The following is a 24257-nucleotide window of genomic DNA, read 5'->3' as shown; positions in this document are numbered from 1 at the left end:
CACTTCGCTCCCGGCCCGAGCACTCGCTTACATGTCTCTCCAGGAGCACGATATCGACCCTGTACGGCCTTGCAGCACCGAATCCGTTTGGAAACGGCCCGAAGAATCACCGGTATCTCGTAGCAGTGGCGGGCCTGACCGGTGGGGTCGCAATTAAGACCCGTCAGGTGAAACCCGAGTGTATGAGCGAGGACCAAGACCACGGATTCGAGACCGACGCCCTACACGTCGGGCAGAAGCCGGACGCAGAGACACGCTCGCGCGCGCCGCCGCTGTACCAGACCACCTCCTACGTCTTCGAGGACGCCGAGGACGCGGCCAAGCAGTTCGCACTGGAGAAGCCCGGACACATCTACTCGCGGCTGATGAACCCCACAGTCGGGATGCTCCAGGAGCGTCTCGCCGCCCTCGAAGGCGGCGTCGGCGCGGTCGCGACGGCCTCTGGGATGGCGTCGCTGAACCTCGCGACGTTCCTGCTGGCCGACGTGGGCGACAACGTCGTCACCGCGTCGTCGCTGTACGGCGGAACCTACACCTACTACACCCACACCGCCCCGCGCAACGGCGTCGAGACCCGCTTCGTCGACACGCTCGACTACGACGCCTACGCCGAGGCCATCGACGAGGACACGGCCTACGTCCACTGTGAGACCATCGGCAACCCCGCGCTCGTGACCCCCGACTTCGAGCGCCTGGCCGACATCGCCCACGACCACGGCGTCCCCTTCTTCGTGGACAACACCTTCGCGACGCCGTACCTCTGTAACCCCATCGAGCACGGCGCGGACCTCGTCTGGAACTCCACGACGAAGTGGATTCACGGCCACGGCACCACCGTCGGCGGCGTGCTCGTCGACGGCGGGTCGTTCCCGTGGGAGGAACACAAAGAGAAGTACCCCGAAATCGCCGGCGACAACCCCGCGTACCACGGCGTGAACTTCCGGGACCGCTTCGGCGACGCGGCCTTTACCTACGCCGCTATCGCCCGCGGCCTCCGGGACCTCGGCTGCCAGCAGTCCCCCTTCGACGCCTGGCAGACGATGCAGGGCCTGGAGACGCTGCCCTCGCGGATGGACCGCCACTGCCGGAACGCGATGGCGGTCGCCGAGTTCCTCGACGACCACCCCGAGGTTTCCTGGGTCACCTACCCCGGCCTCGACGACCACGAGACCCACGACGCCGCAAGCGAGTACCTCGACGGCGGCTACGGCGGCATGATAACGTTCGGCCTCGAAGCGGGCTACGACGCCGCCCGGACGACCGTCGAGTCGACCGAGATAGCCTCGCTACTGGCCAACGTCGGCGACGCGAAGACGCTCATCATCCACCCGGCCTCGACCACCCACCAGCAGCTCACGGACGAGGAGAAGGCCGCCGCCGGCGTCACCGACGACATGGTCCGCCTGTCGGTCGGCACCGAGTCCGTCGAGGACATCAAGGCCGACCTCGACCAGGCCATCGGTCAGGCGACGCACTGACCGGTAGCGTAGTGTTTTACCGGCCGTCTGTGGACATACGAACTGAACGAGTGCAATAATTCGCCCGTTCACCAAGCTTATTACGTCAGCGGTTTACGTGTTAAACGAACCGTCGCCGATTGCGAGCACGCGTCGGTTCATGCTCAACCATACTCTGTCATTGGTCCGACAACAATGCTCGCATCCGTGGGGAGTGTGCCACTCCCTATTCTGACCTTTCATCGCGCACAGCGGCGAGACCGGCCCGGATAGCGGCCCGGCGGGAACGACCGCGCTACAGCACCCCTTCGGCTTCCAGCAGGTCGTGCAGTTCGGCCATCGTCTCGACGGTCGTGTCACACGACGGCGCGACGGCCGGTTTCGGGTCGAAGCCGACGGCCAGGTTCGCCACTTCGAGCATCGGCAGGTCGTTGGCACCGTCGCCGACGGCGATAGTCGCGTCCCGGTCCTCTCCGGTGACGGCCGTTACGACTTCGAGCGCGTCGTCTTTCGTCCCGGAGATGAGCGGGCCACGCACCTCCCCGGTGAGTTTCCCGTCTTCGACGAGCAGTCGGTTGGCGACGATGGCGTCGACCTCGACCCCCTCCGTTTCGAGTGCAGCTTCGACGCCGCGCTCGAAGCCGCCGGTGAGGATGGCGACGTAGACGCCGGCGTCCCGCAGGGCTTCGATGACCTCGGCCGCCCCGGGGCGCAGGACGACCTCGTCGAAGGCCGCCTGCGCCTTCTCGTCCGGGAGGTCCTCCAGCAGCGCACAGCGCTGGCGGAGGCTCTCGGCGTACTCGATTTCGTCGTTCATCGCGCGCTCGGTGATGTCGGCCATGTCCTCGGCCGTCCCGTTCTGGTTCCCGAGCAGGACCGTCATCTCCGAGTCGGAGAGCGTCCCGTCGAAGTCGAAGGCGACTAGCATTACCCACTCGTTTCACGTCGAGGGTTTCAAAGTATCCGATTTGACGTCGGACGGTACGCTACTGGCGACCGACCGCTATCGGCTGATTCAGGTCCTCGGTGGTGCACCGAGGTCTGCCGAGCGGACGAGCACAACGCCGATACTCAGTGTGACGAGGACGACGAAACTCATGACCGAAAAAAATAGCTCGTCGGCGTACCCGCGACCGAACACCAGGCCGCCGAGGAGGCTGACCGCCGCGAGCAAGAGCGCCAGAATCCCGTTCAGCCTGACGATGATCGCACTATCGGACATACGTGGGCGTCGTAGTATCACCGAATCAACCGACTGCTTCCCGCGAATCTTGCCCGTACTCAAGGCTTCGGCGGCGGCCCGTCGTAGGCGTCCATGTCCTGATAGAAGTTCAGCATCGCGAACTTGAGCTTCTCGGGGCCGATGTCGACCATCTCCCGGCGCTCCTCCGGTGGGAAGGTCCCGCGGACCGCGTAGTCGTGCATCTCCATCTCGGCGGCCTCGGTGTAGCGCTTGTCCAGCAGGATGCGCGCGCCGAAGTCGTCGGGCGAGCGGACGACGCGCCCGAGGGCCTGTCTCGTCTTCCTGACCGTCGGAATCTCGACCGCGTAGCGCCAGCCGGCGTCGTCCTCCTCGTCGAAGGCCACGTCGTAGGCGTCCTGGACGGCGTCCATCCGGTCGTCGAGGTGCGGGTAGGGGACGCCGACCACAACCACTGTCCGGGCGTCGTCGCCGTCGTAGCTCACGCCCTCGCCGAGCGTCCCCCACAGCGACGTGTAGAGCACGCCGTCGTTGTCGTCGGTAAAGGCCTCCCGGAGGTCCCGGGCCTGCGTCCCTGGCTCGTCGAGGTACCGCGTCGCGCTCACGGCGGTCATGTCGTGGTAGCGTTCGGCCTCGCTGTAGGAGGGGCAGAACACGAGCGTGTTGCCGGGCGTAAAGCGAACGATGTCTTCGAGCGTGCGGGCGATGCGCTGCTGGGTCTCGGGGTTGTCCCGCTCGCTGGAAAACAGCGCGGGGCCGTCGACGGCGTAGGTCCGGCGGCGCTCCTCCGGGAACTGCGCGCCGTAGGCCATCGTCACCGGGTCGTCGACGCCGACCACGTCCTCGGTCACGTCGAACGGCCGGAGCGTGGCGCTCATCAACACGGCGGCGTGGAGGTCGCTGAACAGGTCTCGGGTCACTTGCTCGGGGATGCAGGTGTACAGCTCCGCGCGGCCGTACACCTCGTCGGTCGACTCGTCCCGGCGGACGCTGACGACGGGATACTGGCCGGTCTCGTCAGTCTCGTCGAGCCAGTCGGCGATGAAGCCGGCGGCCTGGAGGGTCTGACACTCCTTTCTGGTGTCCAGTTCGCCCTCCTTGAACGCCTCCTGGTAGCGGGCGTCGAGGTCCCGGCCGAGTTCCAGCGCGCGGTCCAGTTCCTCGTGGAAGCCGGGGCCGGTGTACCCCTGGAGGAAGGCCAGCGTCAGGTCGTCCTTCCGGTCGTCGTTGGCGATGGTCACGTCGTCCCAGTGTTCGTCGACGGCCTCGCGCTCGCCGAAGCCGAAGGCGTCCTCGTAGGCCTCGACGAGGGCGTCCCGGAACGTCCCGATGACGTTTGCCGCGGCGTCGGCGCGGGCGTCGTCCTCGCCGTCGAGTTCCGCTATGGCCTGGTCGAGCGTGTTCTCCGTCAGCGTCCGTCGGGCGTGGTCGCGGGCGGCCGACTCGACGTTGTGGGCCTCGTCGAAGACGGCGATGATGTCCTCGGGGTCGCGGCCGAGCCAGTGGAAGAACTGCTCGCGGATGGTCGGGTCCAGCAGGTGGTGGTAGTTACAGACGACGAGGTCGACGCCGTCCATCCCCTCCTTGAGCAGTTCGTAGCCACAGAGTCCCTGCTCGTGGGCGTACTCGTAGACGTCGTCGGGCGTGCGCACGTCGTCGAACAGCCACGCGTAGAACTCGCTGGTGTCGACGGTGAGGTTCCGGTAGTAGTGGTCGCAGGTCGACCGTTCGGTTTCGATTTCTTCGCGTTCGTCCTGGAGGTCGCGAAGCTCCTCGACGACGGCGTTGCGGGCCTCCATCGCCTCGCTGCTGCCTGCCTGCCCGTCCGAGAGCAGTTCCCCCTCCCGCTGTTCGAGTTCGGCGATGTCGCTCTCGACCTCGACGAGGTCACGGGTCGTGTCGCGCAGTGCCTGACACTCCTCGTAGTCGACGTCGATGTGACACATCGAGCCCTTGCCCCGGAAGACCACGGCCCGCAGCCGCTCCTGGTCCGTTATCGCTCTGGCGTCCGCGACGAACTGGCGCATCTGCTGGTGGACGTTCGTCGTGATGACGACGGTCTTGCCCGTCTCGCGGGCGTGTTCCAGCGCGGGGACCAGCGACGCGAGCGTCTTCCCGGTCCCGCAGGCCCCCTCGAACAGCACGTCCCGGCCCTCGTCGAGCGCGTCGTATATCGTGCCCATCGCCTCCTGCTGGTGGTCGTACGGCTCCTCGAAGGGGAAAAACCGCATGTAGCCGTCGTCCGTCGTTGCCACGTGCCCCGATTGGCCGTTCACCGGCAAAAGGGTTCGCCCCCACAGCTACTTGCCGCGAGCGCCCCTCGTCGAACGCATGTGGCGCGTCACGCTCGCCGTCGGCATCGCGCTTCTCGCCGGCTGTTCCGGCGTTTTCCCGGCCGACCCGACGGCGGGCGACACCGACCCGGTGACGCCGGCCCCCGTCCCCACTAGCTCGCCGGACGCGACGGTGCCGGTCCCGACCAGTGACGGGGGCGTCGACGTGGACCGACTGCTCGACCGCCACGAGCGGGCGCTTGCGAGCCGGAGCTTCCACCGCCACGTCGAACAGGCCGGGCCACAGAACACGCTCGACGTCTGGATAGACCGGGAGCGGGAGGTCCGGCGCGTCAGGCGGCGCTTCGGCCCGATATCCGACGACGTGGTCCTCGCCAACGGGACGGTGTACACCAACGTCCGGGACGACCCCGACACCCCGTACTCGGCCACGCCGGCGACGCCGAACACGTCGCTGGTCGCCTCGCCGGCCGGGCGTGACCTCCTCCGCCTGCTCATGTCGGGCACCGAGTACCGGCGGGTGGGCGCGTTCGAGTGGAACGGCCGGCCAGTCGCGGTGCTGGCGGCGACGAACACCGGGACGCCGGCCGCCGAGAACGGGTCCGGGGTCCAGCGGTCGCGGCTGTACGTCGACCGGCAGGGGATACTCAGATACGTCGAACACGTCGAGCGGCGGCCGGACCGGCCGGATATCGACGCCCGGATGACGGTCGCCACCGGCATCGGCCGGGTCCCGATTCCCTGGTGGCTCGAGGACAGCGACCCTTACAGCTCCGGTTCGATGTAGACTTTCCTGATGTCGCCGTTGCTGTCCTGCATCGCCGACTCAAGCGCCGTTATCTCCTCGTCTATCGACTCCGTATCGAGGGCGGGGTCGAACCGCAGGTCCGCGAAGACGAGGACCTCGTTCGGACCGAAGTAGACGGTCCGGAAGCCGACGATTTCGTCCACGTGTTCGTTCTGCACGGCGATGTCACGGAGGCGCTGTTCCTCGTCCGTCGGGAGGCTCTCCCCCAGCAGGAGGCGCTTGTTCTCCCAGGCCAGCGCCAGGGCAAAGCCCATCAGCATGATGCCGATGAGGAGCGCCGACACCCGGTCGAAGAACGGGTTCCCGGTCATCTGTTCGAGGACCAGACCGACCAGCGCGATGACGATACCTGCCAGCGCGATGGTGTCCTCGGTCAGCGCCGTCAGCGTCGTCACGTCGCTGGTCTTGCGGAACGCCTCGCGGTAGCCCGACCAGTCGTTGCGGTCTATCTGCCGTTGCATCTCCGCGCGGGCTTTCACCAGCGCGTACGTCTCGAAGGCGAACGCCCCGAGCAGGACGGTGTAGTTGACCCACAGCGGGTCCAGCCAGGCCGGCGGGGTAAAGGAGAGAAACAGGAACTCGACGGCCTCGCCGGCGTGTGCCCCGCCGCCGTGGCCGCCCGAAGTCAGTTGGCTGTACCCGTGTTTCGCGCTCTCCCAGCCGGCGATGCCGAACAGGAACACGGAGACGAGGAAGCTGTAGAAGAACTGCGCCTTGCCGTAGCCGAAGGGGTGCCGGCGGTCACGGTCCCGCGAACTGAACCGGATGCCGATGAGCAGGAACACCTGGTTGCCGGTGTCGGAGATGCTGTGGTACGTCTCCGACAGCATCGCGGCGCTCCCCGTCAGGAGGAAGCCGAAGAACTTCAGTATCGCAATCGCGCCGTTGGCTATCAGTGCGGCGATGACGACCGATTTGCTCCCTGCCATTATTTTTCCGTCACGACCGTGACGCAAAATGCTTCTGGATTTATACCTGGCCCGACAACCGGCGGTATGCTCGCCGTCATCTCCGACACCCACGGGACTGACGCCCACCGACTGACCGGCCGGACGCTCGACGCCGTCCGCGAGGCCGACCACGTCGTCCACGCCGGCGATTTCACGACAGAGCGGGTGCTCGATGCAATCGACGCCGAGTGCGACGACCTGACCGGCGTCGTCGGGAACAACGACGGGCCGGCGGTCCGAGCCCGGCTCCCCGACGTGGCGACCGTCGCCTGGGAGGGGCTGACAATCGTCGTCGCCCACGGGCACGAACACACCGAGACCGCTCTCGGACTGCTGGCCCGGCAGGAAAACGCCGACGTGGTCGTCGTCGGCCACTCACACAGACCGGGCCTCGACGACTTCGGCGGCTGGACGCTGGTCAATCCGGGCAGTTACGCCGACCCGCGGCGCTACCAGCCGGCCCACGCCGAGATGGATGTCGTGGCCGGCGACGTTCGCGTCCGGCTCCGCGCCCCGGACGGGACGCCGATATCGACGACGCTCGTCGAACGGTAAACGCGGCGACCGCACACGGACGCTACTGGCGCACGTACCACAGCGCTGCCATTCCCGCGATGACGAACGCGCCGCCGGCGAAGAACGCCAGTCCCGGCGGAATCGCGGCGGCAGCGGCCTCCGCACCGCCCCGCGCGGCGGTATCGAGCGCCCCCGCGGTGGCCTCGAAGCCCCCGTCGGACACGGTGGTGTTCCCGGCGTAGAAACTCGGGTCCCGGGTCCCGGTGTCCGCACTGCCCGAGGAGACGGTCGGGCCGCCGAACAGCGAGTTCCCGAACATCTGCTGGACCAGCAGGCTGGCGAAGCCGATGACGGCGACCCCGCCGATTATGTTCGCAAGCGCCGCCCGCAGTCCGGAGGTCTCCTGTTCGTCGCCGGCGCAGATGACGAGCGGCTGGTTCGCCGGCGCGAACACGTCCATCTCGCGGCCCTTCTCGGAGTACGCCGTGTCGACGACCTCGACCGCGCCGGCGTTTTTGAGCTTCTTGAGGTGGTACTGCGCGTTCTGCAGCGACGTGTCCACCCGGTCGGCCAACTCCGACGGCGGGGCTGGCTCCTTGTTCAGCTCTGACAGCAGATTGCGGGCGGTCTCTGCCGAGAGTGCCGACAGCACGTCGTCCGCATCATCACTGTCGACACCGATGACTCGGGGTTCGGCGTCCGGGGTCGCCGGGTCCCGAGAAGGCAGCAACGACATGCTCGTCTGTATGTTCTATGGGATTATGAGTCTTTGCCAAAGCACAGCGTTCGTTGTAGCTATCGCTCAAACCGGGATTTTACACTTCGGTTTCGCCCGTCTCAGGGCCGGAACCGCCAGCCCCCGAAAGGACTTTGAGCGCCGCTCGACAAGCCGCCGGTATGGAAAACTGGCTCATGTACGGCGTCCTCGCCGCCGTCCTCCTGTTCTTCTTTTTCATGTACCTGATGCTCCGCCGGACCTTCCAGGGGTTCAAAGAGGGGTTCCAGCAGAGCAAGAAGAAGTAGCCGGGAGGGCAACCGTTAGGGGCCGCGGGCGGTGCCTATCTGTATGGACCCACGCATCCGCGAACACGCGGAGGTCATCGTCGACCACTCTATCGACCTGAGCGAGGGCGACAACCTCGTCATCGACGCCCACCCCCAGGCCGAGAACCTCGTCGTCGCGATCCACGAGTTCGCCGCCGACCGCGGCGCGAACCCGCTCGTCGTCCAGGACCGCCTCGGCGAGCGGTTCCGCCGGGCCTTCCTGCGGAACCGCGAGGAGTTCGAGACGCCGAGCCACGTCGAGGCGCTGTACGAGGAGATGGACGCGTACATCGCTATCAAGGGCAGCGACAACGTCACGGAGACCAGCGACGTGGACCCCGAAATCACCGCGGCCTACCAGCAGGCCCAGCAGCCGCTCCTGAACGAGCGCCTGTCGAAGACCTGGTGTCTCACCCAGTACCCCGCGCCCGCCAACGCCCAGCTCGCCCAGACCTCCACCGAGGGCTACGAGAACTTCGTCTGGGACGCCGTGCTCAAGGACTGGGACGCGGTCCGGGAGCACCAGTCCCAGATGGTCGACATCCTCGACCCCGCCGACGAGGTCCGCATCGTCTCGGGCGAGACGACGGACGTGACGCTGTCCGTCGCCGGCAACCGGACGCTCAACGACTACGGCGAAAAGAACCTCCCCGGCGGCGAGGTGTTCACCGCGCCGGTCCCCGACAGCGTCGAGGGCCAAGTCCTCTTCGACAAGCCGCTGTACCACCAGGGCCGGGAAGTGACCGACGTGGCCCTGGAGTTTGAGGCCGGCGAGGTCGTCGAGTTCAGCGCCGGGAAGAACGAGGACCTGCTCGGAGAGGTCCTCTCGACCGACGACGGCGCGAACCGGCTGGGCGAACTCGGTATCGGGATGAACCGCGACATCGACCAGTTCACCTACAACATGCTGTTCGACGAGAAGATGGGCGACACCGTTCACATGGCGGTAGGGCGCGCCTACGAGGAGACCGTCGGCGAGGACAACGAACAGAACGAGTCGGCCGTCCACGTCGACATGATTGTCGACATGAGCGAGGACTCCTTCATCGAGGTCGACGGGGAAATCGTCCAGCGGAACGGGACGTTCCGGTTCGAGGACGGGTTCGAGGGCTGAGGACCGGCCGCGAACGGCGTGAGCGGTCGGCCTTTTTCATCGACGTTTTTCGAGGAGTGGTGCGCGAACCAAGTGAGCGCACCCGACGCTGAAAAAGGTCGGGGCAGGTCGTCCAGCGGAACGGGACGTTCCGGTTCGAGGGATGACGACCGATCGGTCTCGGTCGTCGACCGCGGCCACTTCGGCGCAGGCTTCGCCAGTCGTCAGTGACCGTCCTTGTCGTGCCCGCTCGCCGTCCCGTTCTCGGACAGGAAACTTATGCCGACAGACGGGGTAGGTCGAGTATGAGCGACCAGCGGTCTCTGTTCGTCCGTGCGGTGTGGTTCCTGCTCGTCGGGTGGTGGGCGACCGGCGTCTGGCTCTCGTTCGCGTGGTTCCTGAACGTCACTATCATCGGCATCCCGCTGGGCATCAAGATGATAAACAAGGTGCCGCTGGTCCTGACGCTCAAACGCCGCGACCGACTCGTCGAAGCGACCGACGGGGGGTCGCAGTACTCGCTCCCCGTCCGCGCCGTCTGGTTCGTCTTCGTCGGCTGGTGGGCCAGCGGCGTCTGGACCGGCGTCGCCTACGCCCTCTCGGTGACCGTCGTCGGCCTCCCGCTGGCGATATGGATGTACAACAGACTCCCGTTCGTCGTCTCGCTGTACCAGTACTGACGTCACTCCAGGTACGGCTTCTCGATGTCGCCCTCGACGGGGATGAGCGCGTTTATGCGACTGGTGACGCCGTCGAACAGGGTAATAAGCGGCGAGAGGACCCGCTCGACGACCCGGACCGACGTTGCGACGGTCAGCGCCCACGACTCCGCGTTGCCGAGGCCGAACGCCTTCGGTACGATTTCGCCGAAAATCAGTATCAGGACGCTGGTGACCACCGTGGTCGCGACGACCGCCGGCCCCGGGGAGAGATAGCTCGCGACGAGGACCGTGACGATGCTCGAAATCGCGATGTTGACGATGTTGTTGCCGACGAGCAGCGTCACCAGCAGGCGGTGTGGGTTGTCGTGTAACTCCTTCAGCACCTGTGCCCGTCGGTCGCCCGTCGCCGCCTGCTGTGTTATCCAGTCCCCCTGCAGCGAGAACACGGCTATCTCCGAACTCGAGAAGAACGCGCTCAATCCGAGGAGCAACACCACGACGAGGCCGCCGCCGACCGCCACGATAGGGCCATCCATACACCGTCTTCAGCCAGCCAGTGCAAGAAGCCCTTGCCCATCTCGACGAGGAGCCGGGCGAAGGATACTCCACGCTCCAGCCCATTGGTACCGTATGCCACTCGGCCAGGTGGAACTGGCGTTGCGCGTCGTCGCCGGGCTGTTCGTCATCGTCGCGCCGACGCTGTTGTTCCTGGGGCTGTGGCGCGCCCTCGACGCGATGCGCGACGACGAACTCATCCAGCAGGTCAACCGACGCGCCGAGACGATGGACCAGTCGTCGGCCGACCCGGAGTGGCCGGTCGACGCGCTCACCGACGACTCGCCGCTGTCCGATACCGCCCCGTCGGTCGTGACCTGTGGGGCCTGCGGGACGCCGAACATACGGGACGCCACCTACTGCCAGGAGTGTCTCACCGAACTGGAGTAGTCAGTCGGCCCCGTCGCGCCCGCTGACCTGAATCGCTATCGTCGGCTCGGACCGGTCCGCGTCGCAGTCGATGCCCCGCTCCATGGCGAACGTCACCGCCTCCGTCCGGTTCGCGTCTATGCGGAACTCGCCGGTGACCGCGTACGACCGGGTCGTCGAGCCCGGAATCGTGTCCTCGTCCCAGTCCCGTTCGACGGTCACCCACACGTCCTCTAGCGGGTCGTTCGTCGGCCCGACCAGACAGCCCGAGACCGACGGGAGTTCGAGCGCCCGCAGGAACGGCGACGGGTTCGAGGCGGTGACCGTTCCGAGTCGCCTGTCGACGGGCGGGAACCCGCCCGAGCCCTGTCCCGGGGCCGGCACCGACACCGTGACCGACTCGTTCGTCTGCACGTCGTAGGCCACGCCGCCGCTGAGCGCGTCCGCCCCCACGAGCACCACACTCACGACCAGCAGGCCACCGAGCGCGTATCCGGCGGTGCGGCGCGACGGCGTCGGCAGCCCCTCCCGCAAGGCGTAGCCCAGGCCGACGAACAGCCCCGCCGACGCGGCGAGCAACAGGAACGTCCCCGTCTCGCTTGGCGAGTACCGGACGACGACGTAGCCGGCGAAGACGACGTAGGTGACGCCGCTGAGGGCGAAGGCCACGATGTCCAGCACGTCCCGTTCGGTGCTCACGCCCGCCACGAAGAACACAACGAAGCCCAGCAACAGCAGCGCCGCCTTCACGGTTATCGAGAGACTGAACACGACGTCGCGGACGAAGTACAGGAGCGCCGCCGCGGCGAACAGGATGCCGAGTGCGTACAGGAGTTTGCCGCTGTCGATAGCGAGTCGCATGGAGGGTCACCGGCATTTCTCCGAGCCAACAGATAAAGCTCCGCCCGGACAGCACAGACAGGGGACGACGGGACCGGCCGGCGCGGTATGCTCAGTCGTCGGCAGTGGCTCGACTGCCGCCCGCCCCGCCCGACAGCGGCGTCCGCTCGACGACGGTGCCGTCGTAGGTGGGGTACTGCTCGACGATTTCCCCTTTCGGTACGTCGCCCTCCTCGACCATCTCCTCCAGCAACCACCACGCCAGTTCGACGTGTTCGGACTTGACGGCGTAGAACTCTTCGGGGACGCCCAGCTCTTCGAGTCGCGCTTCGTCCACCCACGCTTTCCCGTAGACGAGCGTGCCGTCCTCGGTGACATCGTCGAACTCCCGGCGGATGTTGCGGGCCATCCGCTTGAGCCGGGAGCGGTGCTGGGCGGCGTCTTTGAACACGCTCGTACAGAAGTACACCTTCTCGTGGTCGCCCATCGTCTCCAGGATGTCGTGGGACCCCTCGACGGCGCTCATGTGGTCGTCCTTCAGTTCGAAGCCTTCCTCCTGCATCCGGCGGTAGTTCCCGTCGGACATCTCGAACTCGTTGATGTTACAGAAGTCGGCCGCGCCCTCGTCTAAGAACTCGAGGAACTCCTCCTCGGCGCGGATGCCGGGAATCTCGAAGGCCGGCGTCAGCCCCTCCTCGCGGGCGATGTAGAGGATGTCCTCCCACTCGGTCCCGTGGAGGTCGCCCCACTGCTCCAGGGGCGGGTGGAAGCGAATCTCGTCGAGGCCGGCCTCCGAGAGCCGGCGCATGTTCTCGCGGCCGCCGGTGATGCCGGTATACAGGTGCGTGTGGTGGTCTTCGCCGAACTCGTCTTTCAGGAGTTCGAGGTAGTGACAGGTCCGGTCGAGGGCCTCCTGTGGCTCGCCGCCCGTGATGGACGTGCCGAGCGCGCTCATGCGCTTTGCCTCCTCGATGACGTCGGCGTCGTCCTCGACGGGGCGCTCGTTGGCGTACATCTGGGTGACGTTCTTGCGGTTCTCCCCGAGGGGACAGTAGAAGCAGTCTCGCTGGTCGCAGTAGCCGTAGACGAACAGCACCATCTTGCCGCCTTTGGCGCACTGTTCGCAGCCCTCGGAAATCATTGTCTCTAGCCACCGCTCCCAGCGGGAAAAAGCGTGCGCATCGGGCTCGGCGTGCGAGAGGAGCCCACGGGACACTGCCCCGGCGCGCTTATCCGGCTCCCCGACGCAGGGGCTGGTATGACAGACACCGGGACCGGTACCACCGGCTCCCGTCGCCGTGGGCTCGCAGTCGTCTTCTTCGTCGTCTTCCTGGACCTGCTGGGCTTTGGCATCGTCATCCCCATCCTCCCGTATTACACCCGGTCGTTCCCCGGCGGGACGGAGTTCGTCATCGGCCTGCTCGCGGCCTCCTACTCCGCGATGCAGTTCGTCTTCGCGCCGCTGCTGGGCTCGCTGTCGGACCGCGTCGGCCGCCGGCCGGTGCTGGTGGTGTCGCTGTGTGGCTCCGTCGTCGCGTGGACGGTGTTCGGGCTGGCCGACGCGCTCTGGCTGCTGTTCGTCTCCCGGATGCTCGCCGGCGCGATGGGCGGGAACCTCTCGACCGCGCAGGCCTACGTCGCCGACGTGACGCCGCCGGAACGGCGGGCCGCCGCCCTGGGCTTTATCGGAGCCGCGTTCGGGCTGGGGTTCATTTTCGGCCCCGGCATCGGCGCGGTACTGAGCTTCGATGCCACGGTCGCCGCCGTCGACGCGCTCGTACCGGCGGCCGTCCCAATCACCCGGTTCTCGCTCCCGAGTTTCGCCGCCGCGGCCGCGAGCCTCTGTGGCGTCGTCGTCGCCCTCCTGTTTCTCCCCGAGTCCAGGCCCGCTTCCGGGACCCCGACGGCGACCGACCGTCCCTCGGCGCTCTCACAGCTCCGGACGGCGGTGGCGACTGCCGGCCTCCGACCGCTCCTCGCCGCGTTCTTCCTGGTCTCGTTTGCCTTCTCGGGCGTGCAGGTGATGTTCGTCCCGTACGTCGCCGACATCTACGGCTACACCGCGGCCCAGAGCGCGCTCCTGCTGACCTACATCGGCGTCCTCGCGGTCGTCACGCAGGGCGTCCTGGTCGGGCGGCTCTCGGCCCGGTACAGCCCGGTCCGGCTCTCGATTCTCGGGACCGGCCTCCTCGTCGTCGGCGTCGGCGCCATCCCGACCTCGCGGACCATCGGCTCGGTCCTGCCCGACCTGACCGCACTCGTCCCGTTTCTCACCGCCGACCTGCTCGGCCTCCTGCTCGTCCTGACGCTGCTGCCGCTCGGCAACGGCATCCTCTCGGTGACGCTGACGGCGCTGGTCTCCCAGCGGGCCAGTGCGGCCGTCCAGGGGAGCGCCTTCGGCATCACGCAGGGTGCTGGCAGCCTCGCCCGGACCGTCGGCCCGCCGGTCATGGGCGGTCTGTACTTCGCCGTCGGCTACTGGTCGCCGTTCGTCGTTGGGAGCGTCCTGTTGCTCCCGGTGCTGTGGCTCGTCGCCAGACTGGGGACGACACCGGAGGCCTACGAGCCGCGGCCGGCCGACCCGGGCCACGCCAGGTAGGGACCGCTTTGAATGTGCTGGCGTCCGTCTCGGGCGTATGGACGACGAGGAGTCCGACCCCGTGGGCGGGTCGCTGCCGGCGGCGGAGTCGTTCGACGACAGGGTGTTGGCCCTCAGCGAGACGGCCATCCGCTACGTCGAGGTGGTCGCGGCGCTGGTGCTGGTCCTGCTGTTTGCCATCGGCGTGTTCGACCTCGGACTCCAGATATTCCAGAGCGCCATCCGCGGCGACATCACCGACCCGCTGGTCGTCGTCGGCTTCATCGACACTGCCCTGCTCCTCTTTATCATCGTCGAGGTGTACCAGACCGTCGTCGCCTACACCCAGGAGAGCGAGACCCGGCGCATCGTCCGCCTGGTCATTTACACGGGCGTCATCGCCATGGTCCGGAAGGCCATCATCTTCCGCACCGGCGAGTACGCCACCGAACAGGCCGCCCTCCTCGCGGCCGGGGCCTACACGCTCATCATCCTCGGCCTCGCGGCGCTGTTGCTCGTCGAACGCCGGACCCGCGGGACGCCGGACTGAGCCGGTCCCCGAAAGAAGTTAAACACAGACGGCGTAGCGCCGATAGATGCTGCTGGTGCTGTGTATCGACCTCGACGACGACCTCGGCCGCAAGACCGGCATCGAGACGCCCGTCATCGGGCGCGACGCCGTCGTGGACGCAGCGGTGGCGCTGGCCTCGAACGACCCGGAGGACTCCGACGTGAACGTCCTCTTCGAGGGCGTCCACATCTACGACGACATCACCGACGAGCCGGTCGAAGTCGCGGCCGTCACCGGCGTCGACGGGAGCGACGTCGCCGCCAACCGCGCGGTCGGCGAGGAGGTCGATACCGTCCTCGCGTCGCTCGCGGCCAGCGAGGACGTGCGGGCGCTGCTCGTCACCGACGGCGCACAGGACGAGTCGGTGGTGCCGGTCATCCGCTCGCGGGTCCGCATCGACGGCGTCCGCCGCGTCGTCGTCCGCCAGGCCCAGAACCTCGAATCGATGTACTACACCATCAAGCAGGTGCTCGACGACCCGGAGACCCGCGGGACCATCCTGGTCCCGCTCGGCATCCTCCTGCTCATCTACCCGCTGACAATCGCCGTCGAGGCGCTGGGATACCCCGGTTCCGCGCTGGGTGTCATCTCCGGCCTGCTGGGCCTGTACATCCTCGCGCGGGGCCTCGGCGCGGAGAAGCTCTTGGACGAAGCGGTCGAGCGGACGACGGCCGGGCTGTACGCCGGCCGCGTGACGATTATCACCTACGTCGTCGCGGCCGCGCTGCTGGCTATCGGCGGCGTCAGCGGCGTCCAGGAGCTCGAACGCCAGACCGACCCCGACGCCATCGAAGTCATCGCGTCGCTGATAGCGGGCGCGATTCAGTGGTTCGCCGCCGCCGGCATCACCTCCAGCCTCGGCCGCGTGACCGACGAGTACCTCGACGGGAGCTTCCGCTGGCGGTACCTGAACGCCCCCTTCTACGTCCTCTCGATTGCCGCCGTGTTACACGCCGTCAGCGCTTTCTTCCTCGGCGCTCAGGACTTGGAGTACCTCGCGATAATGCTCACCGGCGGGACCCTGCTCGGCCTGGTCAGCACGCTGGCCTTCGCCGTCGCGGAGGCCCGCTTCGACCGCCCCGAACAGCACAACCAAGGCCCCGGCGGCCCCTCCTCCGAGTGATGTACGTCTCCCGCGCCGTCGAGAGCCTGCGCGCAGCCCCCATCGAAGGCGAACCCGTCGAACTGGTCCTCGAAACGGCCCACGACGCCGACCCCGACCGCGTCGCCGCGGCCGCGGCGGCCGCCGGCGCGACCGTCGAGCGCCGCCTCCAGTTCGGCGACCTCTTGGTCTCGACCACGCAGGACGAAATCGACCCGCTCTGTGACATCGACGGGCTGGCCGCGGTCCAGACCGGCAACGTCAACGCCATCACGACGGCCGACGACGTCGAAGAAGACATCGACCACGGTGGCTGACCGCCGCGTTCCGCACGTCTTTTGTCACCGCCGGAAGTATGCGGCAGCGAGGGCACGTAGCTCAGTCCGGATAGAGCGTCGGACTTCTATCCCCGCTGGCGCTGCCACCGGGGGAAGACATCCGACGGTCGTGGGTTCGAATCCCACCGTGCCCGTGACGCTGCTGAACGACACCGTGGCGTTCTGAAACACCACCGAAAGCGTCGAACCACGGCAAACCGAGTGGGGCTGGCATCGCGTGCCCGCTCTCCGACCCGCTTTCGCGGCGACCAGTTGTCTACGACTCCACGATGTCGTCTTCCATGGCGGCGACCTCGCCGAGAATCGCCGAGACGTCGTCGTCGGGAACGCCGTTCTCCCGGAGCGCGGCTTCGAGGTGGGTTGCGACGTTTGCGAACGCGTCCTCGGTGATGCCCAGCCCCTCGTGAGCGGTCCGCATGTCGTCGCCGTCGTAGTCGACCGGGCCGCCGGCGACGGCGCTGATGAACTGGGTCTGGTGGCTGCGGAGCCGGTCCATGTCGGTGTCCTCGAAGTACGGTTCGAGAAGGGGGTCGTCGAGCACGCGGTCGTAGAAGTCAGAGACCACCGCCTCGACCGCGTCCCGACCGCCGATTCGCTCGAAGAGTGACTGTGACGCCATTGCCGGAGGGCACGGAAGCGGTCGGCATGACCGTTGTGGAAGAACATGTTCGGTCCGGCGCGACGCCGTGGCCGGCGTTCCCGGAGCAGATGACGGGAGGCGGAAGCTACGGCCGTTCGCGCCGTCGCTGGCGACGGGCCAGCAGCACCGACAGCATGCCGAGCGTCCCGAGGACGGTCCACTCGCCGTGGCGGTCGGTGACGGGTCGGGCCGTGTCGACGCCGGCTGCGGGCTCGTCACCGTTCGTCGCCGTGGCGGCGCTCCCGACCGACGGCGCGGCGTTCGTCGGCCGCTCGGTCGTGTCCGCCGACCCGCTCCGTCGCGGGCCGCTGTCGGTGAGGCCGTCGATTGGGACCGTCGGTGCGTCGCCGGTGACGGCCCCCCGAACGAACGCGCCGAGGTCCGCCCTGGCGACGGAAGACACCGTCTTGGCGAACAGCGCGAGGGTGACGCGGTCGTCCCGTCGCATCAGCCTGTCGAGGACGGCTTCGAACGTCCGGCGACCCTCGGTCGCCTGTCGGATGCGGGCGTCGATGGCCGCGACGACGCGCGCCCCCTTGTGGTACTGCGGGCCGGGACCGTCCCAGCTGTCGGGCCGTGTCAGGTCCGCCGTCTCGTAGCGCTCGGTCGTGACCCTGTCCCGGAACCGGTCTCGTCCGATGTCGCCCGCGGCGTAGGTGAGCGCCGCCGTGTGGTAGTCGGCGCTGCCCTCTTCGAGCCACGCCATCGCCGGTGTCACCGCGAACGTCTGTCGGGTGTGGCGGTACTCGTGGACCCAGACGTTGACCGGGGAGTGGACCGGTTCGCCGGCGTTGACGATGACGTCCGGCTCGCCGTTCGTGGGGGCGTATCCCCCCGACGCGAGCCCGTTCGGGGCGACGAACACGCGGACGTGGTCGTGGTCCCGTCCGGCGGTCGAGGCGCGCTTCGCGTGGCTGATGGAGTGCAGCACCGCGGTCCGGTTCGGCCGCAGGTCCGCGGCCGCCGGGACGACGAGCGTGATTCGGTCGCCGTCGACCGTCGCGGTCGCCGTCTCGTGGGGGCCGATGTAGGCCGCCGTGGTCCCGGCGACGCCGCGCTGGCCGGGCGCGAGTGCGAGCGACTCGTTCCACCTGGGCCGCGGGCCGACGTGCCAGCGCCAGCGGGCGCGCAGCGACAGTTCCTGCCTGGCGAGCAGCGTCCAGTCGTCGGTGTCGGCGGTCCGCTGGCCGAACGTCGTCGCGAGGCCGACGGGCACGGTGTAGGTCAGCCGTGCCGTTCCGGGACCGTCGACGCGCCAGCGGTCACCGTCGCGGGAGAGGCCGTCGGCCCGGCGTACCGTCGTCCCCGCCGGTGGCCGTACCGACAGGCCGGCGACGTGCCGCGGTCGCTCAATCGTCGCGGTCACCCGCACTCGCCCGGCCTGGGCCGGCTCCCGTGCGACTGTGTACCGGACGTCAATCGCGCTGTCGCCGCCGACCTGTCCGGCCGGGCCCGGCTCGACACCGAGAGCGGCCGGGGACGCACAAACCAGAAGCAGGCACACCAGTCCCGCCGACGTCTGCGTTCTCATAGCTTCGAGTGTTACCGAATGCTACGCGACAACCAGCGAGTGGCGCTAAAGTGTGTGCCGGTGAAAATCTCAAACGTAATAACCGGCCCACGGGCCGCTCCGGCGGGGTCGCAAGCGTTTTGCCAGCGGCCGCGCTATCCCCTGATATGGCCGACTGTCCGCTCGCAGACGACTGTCCCAAATTCACCGAACGAATCCAGGGGATGGGCTGTACCCACTACGGCGACCGCGGCGGTGCCGAGTGGTGCAATCACTACAACCAGCCCATCTCGGAACTCAAGAGCCAGCCGGTCAAAATGGGCGAGGAGGTCACCGTCGACGTCGAGGACATCCACGAGAGCGGTGCCGGCGTCGGCCGGACCGAGGACGGCTTCATCATCATGGTCGACGGCGTGCTCCCGCCGGCGCGCTCGCTGGTCAAGGTGACGAACGTCCACTCGAACCACGCCCGGGCCGAGGAAATCGAGCGCCTGGAGATGGACGAAGAGCCTTCGGACGCCGACACGGAGGAAAGTGACGCCGACACCGAGGAGACGGACGACGCGGACGACGACGGCCGGCGGCTGGGCAGTCGGGACAACTTCTGGGGCAGCTAGGCGGTCCGCGAGCGGGACTTCTTTGAGCCAGTCGGTACTTCGTCCCGGTATGGACCTCGAACTCGAAGGCAACGCAGCGCTGTGTACAGCCGCGACCAGCGGACTCGGACTCGCGAGCGCCGAAGCCCTCGCCGCCGAGGGCGCGAACGTGGCGGTCTGTGGCCGGACGCCGGCCCACGTCGACGCGGCTCGCGACCGACTCGAATCGGTCGGCGACGGCGACGTGCTGGCCGTCGAAGCCGACATCACCGACCCCGACCAGGTCGAGGCGCTGGTCGAGCAGACCGTCGACACTTTCGGGGGCCTCGACCACGTCGTCACCAGCGCCGGCGGCCCGGCCCCCGGCCCGTTCATGGAGACGACCGAACGCGAGTGGTACAGCGCCTACGACCTGCTGGTGATGAGCGCCGTCTGGACCACGCGGACCGCCTACCCGCACCTCCGCGATTCCGACGCCGGGACCATCGTCAACATCACGTCCCGCTCGGTGCGGGAGGTCATCGACGACCTCGTGCTGTCGAACGCCGTCCGGCGGGCGGTCATCGGCCTGATGAAGACCCAGTCTCGGGAGTTCGCGCCCGAGGTGCGCGTCAACGCCGTCCTGCCCGGCGCACACGAGACGCCCCGCATCGAGGAACTGGTCGAGGCCGCCGTCGAGCGCGGCGAGTACGACTCCTACGAGGCGGGCATCGAGTCGTGGTCGGACGCGCCGCTGGAACGGGTCGGTCAGCCCGAGGAACTCGGCGACGTGGTGGCGTATCTCTCCTCGGCCCGCTCCTCCTACGTCACCGGGACGGCGCTCCCGGTCGACGGCGGGTCGATGCGGAGCTAGCGGCGGTCAGAACAGGCCGTCGTCCCGCAGTTCCGCGACCACGTCGCGGACGCGCTGGGCCTCGTCTTTCGGGACGACGAGCGTGCGGTCGTCGAAGGACGCCACCACGAGGTCGTCGACGCCGACGGCGCTGACGTGGCCGTCGCTCGCCAGCACGTTCCCGTCGGCGTCGATAGTGACTGCGTCGCCCAGTACCGCGTTCCCGTCCTCGCTGTCCAGCACTCGCTCGACGGCGTCCCACGACCCCAGGTCGTCCCAGTCAAGCGCCGCCGGGACGACGAAGGCGTTCTCGGCCCCTTCGAGCACCGCGTAGTCGATGCTCACCGGGTCGACGGCGTCGAACGCCGCGTCGGCCTCGTCCAGCCGTTCGACCATGGGCGCGAGCGGCGAGGCTGCCGCGGCCGACAGGAGGGCGGTCGGCGTCCACGCGAACAGGCCGGCGTTCCAGTAGAACCCCTCCTCGACGTACCGCTGTGCGGTCTCCCGGTCGGGCTTCTCGTGGAACGTCTCGACCGGCGCGAAGCCGTCTCCGGACGGGCCTGGCTTGACGTAGCCGTAGCCGGTCGCCGGCCGGTCCGGCTCGATGCCGACGGTGACGACCCCCTCCGTTTCCACTGCGACTCGCGCGGCCGTCCGCCCGACCCGCTCGAACGGCCCCGAAACCCGGTGGTCGCTGGGCAGACACAGCAAAACGCAGTCCCCGACCTGCTCGCGGACGCGGTGGGCCGCGTACACGAGCGCCGGCCCGGTGTCTTTCGGCTCCGGCTCGGTCAGCACCGCCGCGTTCGGGACGCGCGCTCGCACCCCGTCGGCGAAGGATTCCCGGGTCAACACGTACGTCTCGTCCGCGAACCCGACCCGACTGACCGTCTCGGCGAGTAGCGACTCCCCGGGCCCGAACGAGAGGAACTGTTTGGGCCGGTCGCTCCGGCTCGCCGGATACAGCCGCGTGCCGGTCCCACCGGCCAAAACGAGCGCGACGAGCGGTCTGTCCATACCCCGGCTTCGCCCGGCCCGTGCTAAAGTGTTGTACCGCGAGCGCGCGGTCGACGAGCAACGCGGCCCCGTCGACTGTCGCTCACCACGTCTCTATCGTCCCGTCCCTGATGTCTTCGACACAGCCCTGACAGTCCGGACTCTCGGCGTCGTAACACACGGGCCGCCGCTGGGCGTCCATCGACACCGCGCGGTACTCGGCGTGGCGGCGACAGACGACGCGGGCCCGTCCCTCCTCGTCTCTGGGCAGGCCGGCCTCCGCCGACCGCTTCCCGTTCTTGTAGGCCTCCTTCGCGTCCGAGAGCTGCTGCTCGGCCGACCGTAGCGTCTCCCGGATGAACCGCGCGAGTTGGTCGTCGTCGGCCATACCGCCCGTTGTGTCCCGCGACAAATCAATCTTCTCGCGCGGTCTGTCTCGGTCCGGCGAACGCACGGCTTCACTTTCACTCCGCTGGGCGAGCGTTTATAACCGAAGGCGACCAACTGTCGACTGTCTCCCAACGAAAACCAGGCGGAGACAGTGACAGCCAATGACTGAGTCAGATTTGCGTACCCACGCGACAGAGATACACGAGCAGTTTTCCGACCAGCTGGACATCGCCGTCGACGACGTCGTCGACAGGCTCGAGACGCTGGTCAACGACTACCAGGTGCCCATCAGCGAGGCCCGCCGGAGCGTCGTCAACACGTACCTCGACGAGGCCGGCATGGACCGCGACCAGCTGGGCGGCGGTGGCGGCGGCAACGAGCAGGTCAACGTCGCCGACGTCGACGCCCCCGAGGAGTGGGTCGACGTTCGCGCGACGGTCGTCGAACTCTGGGAGCCACGCGCCGACGCCGTGGCCCAGGTCGGCCTGCTGGGCGACGAGACGGGCACGATAAAGTTCACCAAGTGGTCCAAGTCCGACCTCCCCTCCCTGGAGGAGGGCAAGTCCTACGCCCTGCGCAACGTCGTCACCGACGAGTACCAGGGTCGCTTCTCCGTGAAGCTCAACCGGACGACCACCATCGAGGAGCTCGACGAGGCAATCGAGGTCGGCGACGACAGCGTCGAGGCCGAGGGCGCGCTGGTCGACATCCAGTCCGGGTCCGGGCTCATCAAGCGCTGCCCCGAAGACGACTGTACCCGCGTCCTCCAGAACGGCCGCTGTAGCGAACACGGCGAGGTCGAAGGCGAGTTCGACCTCCGAATCAAGGGCGTCCTAGACGACGGCGAGGAGGTCACCGAGGTCATCTTCGACGAGACGGCGACCGAGGAGCTGACCGGCATCTCGCTGGCGGAGGCCAAGGAGATGGCGATGGACGCGCTCGACACCACCGTCGTCGCCGACGAGATGCGACAGAAGATTCTCGGGCGGTACTACCGCGTCCGGGGGCCGACCTTCGGCCGGTACCTGCTCGCCGACGAGCAGGAGCGACTGACCGGGGCCGTGGATGCCGACGAGATTCTCATCAAAGCGAGGTCGATCTAGATGGCGAGCACACCCACCCGCGAGGTCGCACGGCGCGTCTTCGCACGCGAGTTCAACGACGCGAGCTACACGTTCAAGGAATCCGACGACGACCGCGCGCCGGTGTACGTCCTCCTCCCGACCGGCCAGCGCGCCAACCGCGTGTTCCTGGTCGGCACCCTCACCGAAACCGAGGACGTCGGCGAGGACAGCGAGTACTGGCAGGGACGGGTCGTCGACCCCAACGGCGACACGTTCTTCATGTACGCCGGGCAGTACCAGCCCGACGCGGCCTCGATGCTACGCGAACTGGAGCCGCCGGCCTACGTCGCTGTCGTCGGCAAACCGCGGACCTACGAGACCGACGACGGCGAGGTGAACGTCTCGATTCGCCCCGAGTCCATCTCGGAGGTCGACGAGGCGACCCGCGACCGCTGGGTCGTCGAGACGGCCGAGCGCACCCTCGATAGGGTCAGGCGCTACGCGGAGGCCGACATGGATGACCCGGCCGTCGACGAGTACATCGCGATGGCAGACGAGGAGTACGACCAGCTCTCCGTCGAGAACTACCGGCAGTCGGTCGTCGGCGCGCTGGAGAGCCTCCAGGACGAACAGGCCGAAGCCAGCGCGGACTGACCCGGCCGGCGGCTTTTTAGGGTTCCAGTAGCTCGATGAGGTTCCCTTCGGGGTCGACGACGAACATGATTGTCGTCCCGCTCTCGGTCGTCTGCGGGCCGCTCAGGGTTTCGACGTCGTCGGGGAGCCGGTCGGCGACGGCGTCGAGGTCGTCGACTTCCAGGCCGGGATGGGTCGCCCCCGGTCGATTGAGCTCCGGGTCCGGCATCGCTTCGCCCTCTGGCTCGTATGTCGCCAGTTCCAGGCGCGCGCCGCCGGCGTCGAGGTGGACCAGTTCGGCGCTGGCCCCCTCGATGTCGACTGCGGTTCCGAACGCCGCGCCGCCGACCGAAAAGCGGGTCAGTACGTCCAGTCCGAGCACGTCCCGGTAGAACTCGACGGCGCGGTCCAGGTCGCTGACGATGATGCCGAAGTGGTGGGCGGTCGCGTCGATGTCTGTTGCCATCTCTGTCCGGAACCCGGGCCGGCCGGCTGTTAAATCACACCGGTTCCGCCGCCGTCGCCCACGGGCGGCGAGCGGTAGCGTCTGACAAACGATTAAATACGTTGCCACTAAAACGGTACATAACTATGGGCAACAAAAACAAGACTATCTCCTTTCGGGTCAGCGAGGACAAATTCGAGACCCTCCGCGAAATCGCCGAGGAGCGCGACATCTCGCTGTCCGCGGTGTTCCGGGACTACGTCGACACGCTCGTCTCCCACGACGGGCAGGTGAAAGTCGCCCCGGAACACGAGTTCGAGGACGACGCGACTGAGACCAGCACCGAGAGCTTCCCCCCGAAAGTCGAGGTCCCGAAGAGCTTCGTCCGCGAACACGAGCGGCTCGAACTCGAAGCCGAACACCTCCGCGAACAACTGGAAGAACACAAGCGCTACGTCACCAAACTCCGCCAGCGACTCGACGAGATGGACCAGGACGAGGTCATCCACCTCGAAGACCTGGACCAGGGCGAGGAGGAGGACGCCTCCTATCGCATCGGCAGCTTCGACGACATCTGAGCGCGTCATCGCGATCTCTTTGTTCGGCCGTCTTTCTCTTCGCTGCCGTCAATTCAAATAACTGACGTGTTTTATGCAGCCGAAACCACCCGTCTAACGGAACTCGCTTGCTGTCTCATCAATAATTAGCGGACGAACGGCTGGTCTCTCCGCTTTCCCGGTCGTGGTGTCTCCGTCCCATAGTTTCGGCCCGCC

Annotated in this window: 29 protein-coding genes and 1 tRNA gene; 17 read left to right on the top strand and 13 right to left on the bottom strand. The window is 67.6% G+C overall.

Features of this window, described 5'->3' with window-relative positions; translation table 11 throughout:
* The first annotated feature begins 182 nt into the window (after window positions 1-182).
* Complete coding sequence (locus VI123_RS01110) at window positions 183-1478, top strand: O-acetylhomoserine aminocarboxypropyltransferase/cysteine synthase family protein (protein WP_336336236.1); 1296 nt, start codon at window positions 183-185, stop codon at window positions 1476-1478.
* 274 nt (window positions 1479-1752) lie between these two features.
* On the opposite strand, the gene serB is transcribed toward VI123_RS01110, so the two are convergent.
* The 3 genes from serB to VI123_RS01095 form a co-directional block, all read right to left on the bottom strand.
* Window positions 1753-2385, bottom strand: a complete 633-nt coding sequence (gene serB / locus VI123_RS01105; RefSeq protein WP_336336235.1) for a phosphoserine phosphatase SerB — start codon at window positions 2383-2385, stop codon at window positions 1753-1755.
* Between the two features lie 87 nt (window positions 2386-2472).
* Complete coding sequence (locus tag VI123_RS01100) at window positions 2473-2679, bottom strand: hypothetical protein (protein ID WP_336336234.1); 207 nt, start codon at window positions 2677-2679, stop codon at window positions 2473-2475.
* Between the two features lie 59 nt (window positions 2680-2738).
* Window positions 2739-4913, bottom strand: a complete 2175-nt coding sequence (locus VI123_RS01095; RefSeq protein ID WP_336336233.1) for an ATP-dependent DNA helicase — start codon at window positions 4911-4913, stop codon at window positions 2739-2741.
* A gap of 76 nt (window positions 4914-4989) precedes the next feature.
* Between VI123_RS01095 and VI123_RS01090 the strand changes: the two genes are divergently transcribed.
* Window positions 4990-5739, top strand: a complete 750-nt coding sequence (locus VI123_RS01090; protein ID WP_336336232.1) for a hypothetical protein — start codon at window positions 4990-4992, stop codon at window positions 5737-5739.
* On the opposite strand, the gene VI123_RS01085 is transcribed toward VI123_RS01090, so the two are convergent.
* Window positions 5718-6689: a cation diffusion facilitator family transporter gene (locus VI123_RS01085; protein WP_336336231.1), complete on the bottom strand. Its 972-nt coding sequence runs from the start codon at window positions 6687-6689 to the stop codon at window positions 5718-5720. The two genes, VI123_RS01090 and VI123_RS01085, sit on opposite strands and share 22 nt — an antisense overlap.
* 66 nt (window positions 6690-6755) lie before the next feature.
* On the opposite strand from VI123_RS01085, the gene VI123_RS01080 reads away from it, so the two are divergent.
* Window positions 6756-7265, top strand: coding sequence for a metallophosphoesterase (locus tag VI123_RS01080; protein ID WP_336336230.1), 510 nt, complete (start codon window positions 6756-6758; stop codon window positions 7263-7265).
* A 22-nt stretch (window positions 7266-7287) separates the two neighbouring features.
* On the opposite strand, the gene VI123_RS01075 is transcribed toward VI123_RS01080, so the two are convergent.
* Window positions 7288-7962 (bottom strand): ArsR/SmtB family transcription factor, encoded by a 675-nt coding sequence (locus VI123_RS01075; protein WP_336336229.1) that lies wholly within the window; start codon window positions 7960-7962, stop codon window positions 7288-7290.
* 161 nt (window positions 7963-8123) lie between these two features.
* On the opposite strand from VI123_RS01075, the gene VI123_RS01070 reads away from it, so the two are divergent.
* The 3 genes from VI123_RS01070 to VI123_RS01060 all read left to right on the top strand — a co-directional run bounded on the left by VI123_RS01070 (window position 8124) and on the right by VI123_RS01060 (window position 10043).
* Window positions 8124-8249: a DUF7859 family protein gene (locus VI123_RS01070; protein WP_277815050.1), complete on the top strand. Its 126-nt coding sequence runs from the start codon at window positions 8124-8126 to the stop codon at window positions 8247-8249.
* A gap of 43 nt (window positions 8250-8292) precedes the next feature.
* Window positions 8293-9384, top strand: coding sequence for an aminopeptidase (locus VI123_RS01065; protein ID WP_336336228.1), 1092 nt, complete (start codon window positions 8293-8295; stop codon window positions 9382-9384).
* Between the two features lie 284 nt (window positions 9385-9668).
* The gene (locus VI123_RS01060; protein WP_336336227.1) at window positions 9669-10043 is read left to right on the top strand and encodes a YccF domain-containing protein; all 375 of its coding nucleotides are present in this window, start codon (window positions 9669-9671) and stop codon (window positions 10041-10043) included.
* 2 nt (window positions 10044-10045) lie between these two features.
* Here VI123_RS01060 and VI123_RS01055 read toward each other — a convergent pair whose 3' ends face one another.
* Window positions 10046-10561: a DUF21 domain-containing protein gene (locus tag VI123_RS01055; RefSeq protein ID WP_336336226.1), complete on the bottom strand. Its 516-nt coding sequence runs from the start codon at window positions 10559-10561 to the stop codon at window positions 10046-10048.
* A gap of 94 nt (window positions 10562-10655) precedes the next feature.
* Here VI123_RS01055 and VI123_RS01050 point away from each other — a divergent pair, with 94 nt between their 5' ends.
* Window positions 10656-10970: a DUF7577 domain-containing protein gene (locus VI123_RS01050; protein ID WP_336336225.1), complete on the top strand. Its 315-nt coding sequence runs from the start codon at window positions 10656-10658 to the stop codon at window positions 10968-10970.
* Here the strand turns inward: VI123_RS01050 and VI123_RS01045 are convergent, their stop codons facing one another.
* Both VI123_RS01045 and VI123_RS01040 read right to left on the bottom strand, forming a co-directional pair.
* Window positions 10971-11810 (bottom strand): DUF1109 domain-containing protein, encoded by an 840-nt coding sequence (locus VI123_RS01045; RefSeq protein WP_336336224.1) that lies wholly within the window; start codon window positions 11808-11810, stop codon window positions 10971-10973.
* A 91-nt stretch (window positions 11811-11901) separates the two neighbouring features.
* Complete coding sequence (locus VI123_RS01040; RefSeq protein ID WP_336336223.1) at window positions 11902-12930, bottom strand: radical SAM protein; 1029 nt, start codon at window positions 12928-12930, stop codon at window positions 11902-11904.
* Window positions 12931-13047: 117 nt separating this feature from the next.
* Between VI123_RS01040 and VI123_RS01035 the strand changes: the two genes are divergently transcribed.
* The 5 genes from VI123_RS01035 (at window position 13048) to VI123_RS01015 (ending at window position 16512) form a co-directional block, all read left to right on the top strand.
* Complete coding sequence (locus VI123_RS01035) at window positions 13048-14388, top strand: MFS transporter (RefSeq protein ID WP_336336222.1); 1341 nt, start codon at window positions 13048-13050, stop codon at window positions 14386-14388.
* Window positions 14389-14425: 37 nt separating this feature from the next.
* Window positions 14426-14917, top strand: a complete 492-nt coding sequence (locus VI123_RS01030) for a phosphate-starvation-inducible PsiE family protein (RefSeq protein WP_336336221.1) — start codon at window positions 14426-14428, stop codon at window positions 14915-14917.
* Between the two features lie 46 nt (window positions 14918-14963).
* Complete coding sequence (locus tag VI123_RS01025; protein WP_336336220.1) at window positions 14964-16061, top strand: DUF373 family protein; 1098 nt, start codon at window positions 14964-14966, stop codon at window positions 16059-16061.
* A complete protein-coding gene (locus VI123_RS01020) occupies window positions 16061-16357 on the top strand; it encodes a hypothetical protein (RefSeq protein ID WP_336336219.1) in 297 nt (98 codons plus the stop codon). The genes VI123_RS01025 and VI123_RS01020 overlap by 1 nt, the downstream gene beginning before the upstream one ends.
* Before the next feature lie 50 nt (window positions 16358-16407).
* Window positions 16408-16512: transfer RNA gene (locus VI123_RS01015), tRNA-Arg, on the top strand.
* Between the two features lie 122 nt (window positions 16513-16634).
* Here VI123_RS01015 and VI123_RS01010 read toward each other — a convergent pair.
* Both VI123_RS01010 and VI123_RS01005 read right to left on the bottom strand, forming a co-directional pair.
* Window positions 16635-16997, bottom strand: coding sequence for a group I truncated hemoglobin (locus tag VI123_RS01010; RefSeq protein WP_336336218.1), 363 nt, complete (start codon window positions 16995-16997; stop codon window positions 16635-16637).
* Between the two features lie 106 nt (window positions 16998-17103).
* A complete protein-coding gene (locus VI123_RS01005; protein ID WP_336336217.1) occupies window positions 17104-18549 on the bottom strand; it encodes a M61 metallopeptidase family protein in 1446 nt (481 codons plus the stop codon).
* 146 nt (window positions 18550-18695) lie between these two features.
* Here VI123_RS01005 and VI123_RS01000 point away from each other — a divergent pair, with 146 nt between their 5' ends.
* Together VI123_RS01000 and VI123_RS00995 are read left to right on the top strand one after the other, a co-directional pair.
* Window positions 18696-19145, top strand: coding sequence for a TRAM domain-containing protein (locus tag VI123_RS01000; protein WP_336336216.1), 450 nt, complete (start codon window positions 18696-18698; stop codon window positions 19143-19145).
* 49 nt (window positions 19146-19194) lie between these two features.
* Window positions 19195-19977: an SDR family oxidoreductase gene (locus tag VI123_RS00995; protein WP_336336215.1), complete on the top strand. Its 783-nt coding sequence runs from the start codon at window positions 19195-19197 to the stop codon at window positions 19975-19977.
* Window positions 19978-19983: 6 nt separating this feature from the next.
* Here the strand turns inward: VI123_RS00995 and VI123_RS00990 are convergent, their stop codons facing one another.
* Together VI123_RS00990 and VI123_RS00985 are read right to left on the bottom strand one after the other, a co-directional pair.
* Entirely contained in the window at window positions 19984-20973 is a 990-nt protein-coding gene (locus tag VI123_RS00990) for a mannose-1-phosphate guanylyltransferase (RefSeq protein WP_336336214.1), read from the bottom strand.
* Window positions 20974-21055: 82 nt separating this feature from the next.
* Complete coding sequence (locus VI123_RS00985) at window positions 21056-21340, bottom strand: DUF7091 family protein (protein WP_336336213.1); 285 nt, start codon at window positions 21338-21340, stop codon at window positions 21056-21058.
* A 163-nt stretch (window positions 21341-21503) separates the two neighbouring features.
* On the opposite strand from VI123_RS00985, the gene VI123_RS00980 reads away from it, so the two are divergent.
* Together VI123_RS00980 and VI123_RS00975 are read left to right on the top strand one after the other, a co-directional pair.
* Window positions 21504-22445, top strand: coding sequence for a replication factor A (locus VI123_RS00980; RefSeq protein WP_336336212.1), 942 nt, complete (start codon window positions 21504-21506; stop codon window positions 22443-22445).
* Complete coding sequence (locus VI123_RS00975; RefSeq protein WP_336336211.1) at window positions 22446-23060, top strand: RPA family protein; 615 nt, start codon at window positions 22446-22448, stop codon at window positions 23058-23060.
* A gap of 16 nt (window positions 23061-23076) precedes the next feature.
* On the opposite strand, the gene VI123_RS00970 is transcribed toward VI123_RS00975, so the two are convergent.
* Complete coding sequence (locus VI123_RS00970) at window positions 23077-23505, bottom strand: VOC family protein (protein WP_336336210.1); 429 nt, start codon at window positions 23503-23505, stop codon at window positions 23077-23079.
* Between the two features lie 125 nt (window positions 23506-23630).
* Here VI123_RS00970 and VI123_RS00965 point away from each other — a divergent pair, with 125 nt between their 5' ends.
* On the top strand, window positions 23631-24062 hold the full coding sequence (locus VI123_RS00965) for a CopG family transcriptional regulator (protein WP_336336209.1): 432 nt from the start codon (window positions 23631-23633) through the stop codon (window positions 24060-24062).
* Window positions 24063-24257: the final 195 nt, after the last annotated feature.

The organism is Haloarcula sp. DT43, assembly GCF_037078405.1.
Lineage (GTDB): Archaea > Halobacteriota > Halobacteria > Halobacteriales > Haloarculaceae > Haloarcula > Haloarcula brevis.
This window is presented reverse-complemented; position numbering and strand designations above follow the sequence as displayed.